The organism is Microvirga massiliensis (genome assembly GCF_001006805.1).
GTDB classification, from domain to species: domain Bacteria; phylum Pseudomonadota; class Alphaproteobacteria; order Rhizobiales; family Beijerinckiaceae; genus Microvirga; species Microvirga massiliensis.
In genome coordinates, this window is the sequence record NZ_LN811363.1 from 41,852 (window position 1) to 43,982 (window position 2,131).

At 64.5% G+C, this 2,131-nt stretch carries 3 protein-coding genes; 1 reads left to right on the top strand and 2 read right to left on the bottom strand.

Annotated features, from left to right (window positions below; translation table 11 throughout):
• The first annotated feature begins 787 nt into the window (after positions 1 to 787).
• Positions 788 to 1,027 carry a hypothetical protein gene (locus BN1233_RS32540; RefSeq protein ID WP_046867822.1) on the top strand — a complete coding sequence of 80 codons (240 nt, stop codon included), beginning with the start codon at positions 788 to 790 and terminating at the stop codon, positions 1,025 to 1,027.
• 48 nt (positions 1,028 to 1,075) lie between these two features.
• Here the strand turns inward: BN1233_RS32540 and BN1233_RS32545 are convergent, their stop codons facing one another.
• Positions 1,076 to 1,393, bottom strand: a complete 318-nt coding sequence (locus BN1233_RS32545) for a hypothetical protein (protein ID WP_046867823.1) — start codon at positions 1,391 to 1,393, stop codon at positions 1,076 to 1,078.
• A 378-nt stretch (positions 1,394 to 1,771) separates the two neighbouring features.
• Positions 1,772 to 2,131, bottom strand: a 360-nt coding sequence (locus BN1233_RS43635) for a DUF6894 family protein (protein WP_425311762.1), incomplete at its 5' end; no start/stop codon positions are given.

Genomic DNA, 2,131 nt, shown 5'->3' on the forward strand with positions numbered 1-2,131 from the left:
AAAACCCTGGCGAAGGTCAGAACCGAGATGAGCTTGCAGGTGCTGGCCTACAACCTGAAGCGCATGATCAAGATCTTCGGCGTTAAGCCGCTGTTGACCGCGATCGTGGCCTGATCGAACTATAGCCAGAGCCCGCGTTCGAACAGCTCACGCACATCAACCTTTCCAAAGCCCGTCAAGCGATCGCGTTTTCACACGGCCTCGACCCAAAGCGGTCCATCAACATGAGACCGGAGGGCGTCCGAGATAGGGGAAGTAGCCATTGTGCCGCCGTAGTCTTCCGTCTCGACGATGAATCCCGAACCTGGGCCAAACTCACGTAGTATGTTGGCAATGGCCGGAGGTGGAGACGCGAACGTCTACTTTGGGCCGAAGCCGCCCAACAGCTTTCTCTTTGTGCGGCGTGACACTGACAGGCTGGCCATCGCAGCCTTATCTTCAACTGATCACTCGGCGCGTCATGGCAGGCCTGATCACCCTCGACCGAGCCCAGCGGCTCCCGCGCCGACCAGAGGCCCCGCCCCAAGCGGGGCCTTTCTGGTGTATCCGGCTTCAACGCCAGCGGCATCATCGAGGACCGATGCTCGACCAGAAAGGCGACGAGAATGGCCCGTAACGGCGTCTGTTCCAGCGGCATCCAGCAAGCTAGGCCAGGAAGCTAGGACCGAACGGTCCTTCGGCCGGACGCAGCATAGGCCGGGAAGCCGCAGAGCCGCATCGGGCAGCCGGCGCAGGGGGACAGGTCTGCTTCGGACAGAGACAGCATGGGACGCAGAGGAGAGCCGTGATGGGATCACCCCAGAAGATTGCCGCTGCCGTGACCGCGACAGAGCAAGTGCAGGAGGAAGTCCTGAAGGCCTTCAATGCCCTCACGGGCTTTGCCAGCCACATCAACGCCTGTGGCGTGTTCACCGACTGTTTTCACCCGCGTGTGGCTCTCGCCGCCGCCCGGGAGGCAATCGAGAGGGCGGAGCAGATCATGTGCGACACCGCATGGCCGGTGCCGGAGGACTACGCCGGGGCATGAGGCCGCGTCAGTCGCAAAGCCTGCGTGCGAGCCTCCTCCCGCAGATGCTCAGCCTTGCAGCGAACCGCGTCGGCTCGGGTGGCGAGAGGGGCCTGATCCACGTAAAAGGCCAGCCCTCGCGCTTTCACCCGGATTGGACAGAGAGCGGAGAGGAGTCCGGGCCGAGCCTTTCAGCGCCAGCTCAAAGCGATCGGCCCGCAGTGACCAATCCGCAATGCGTTCAAGGGAACAGAAAAGGCGCTGTCCGGTCAGGATGGCCTGAGCGGCGTCCTGGGCTTCAACCTCAATGGCGCGCTGCCGGATCTCCCGGTTCAGGCCGACGTCGTTGGTGACGGATTTCAGGAAGAGCATCTCAAAAGCCGGCATCGTTCCGCCTCCCTGCCCGGCAAGGATTGGGTGCAATTCGAGAGAGCCGCAGCGAACCGCATCGCGATCCAGTGGAGGACCGCCCCTGCCTTGATCAGGCCAGGGGCTAAACCACCTTTCGTGCAGACAGCACTCCGAGCGCGCGCGGGCCGCGGTTCGGTCGGTGTTGCCGAGCATGGCCCATCATACGCCCTACCACCCGGCCGGGCATTCACGCAGGTTTACGGCCCCAGGCTGCTGTGGAGCAGCCTCAATCCTCGTCTGGGAACTGCGCCAGTGCCGCCTGGGGCAGTATCTCGCGAACGAGGACAGGCATCCCGGCGGAACCGGTCGCAACCCGGATCGGCCAGAGGGTGAGACCCGGGCAGTTCCTCAGGATCACCTGCGAGCGCGGTCCCCTGGGCCGAGGCTCCTCAACAGGTCCTGTGCCCGCCGGAGGTTCTCCGCGGCGATCCTCGCCTGCTCGGCCACCTCGGAGGTGAGGCACATCATCCGCTCGGCCCGCGCGACGGCGATCCTTGCAGTTCTGGGCAAGCCGGCGACGCGTCGACCCGTCAGGCGGTCGAGCGTCTCAGAGAAGGGCAGGTCCAGAACGAGGTCCCCAGCGGCGTTCACGATCTCGAAGGCGTAGCCTCTCGGGTTCCGGCCTTCGGCGAGGAGTTCCCGCGCGACGTCGCTGACGGCCCGATCCGCCTCCAGGAAGGCAATCTCCACATCGGGTAGGTCGAGCCCAAGCTC

Excerpts from the sequence above, each read along its gene's own strand:
- BN1233_RS32540 (WP_046867822.1), top strand. The coding sequence starts at position 788 with ATGGGATCACCCCAGAAGATTGCCGCTGCCGTGACCGCGACAGAGCAA.
- BN1233_RS32545 (WP_046867823.1), bottom strand. The coding sequence starts at position 1,393 with ATGCCGGCTTTTGAGATGCTCTTCCTGAAATCCGTCACCAACGACGTC.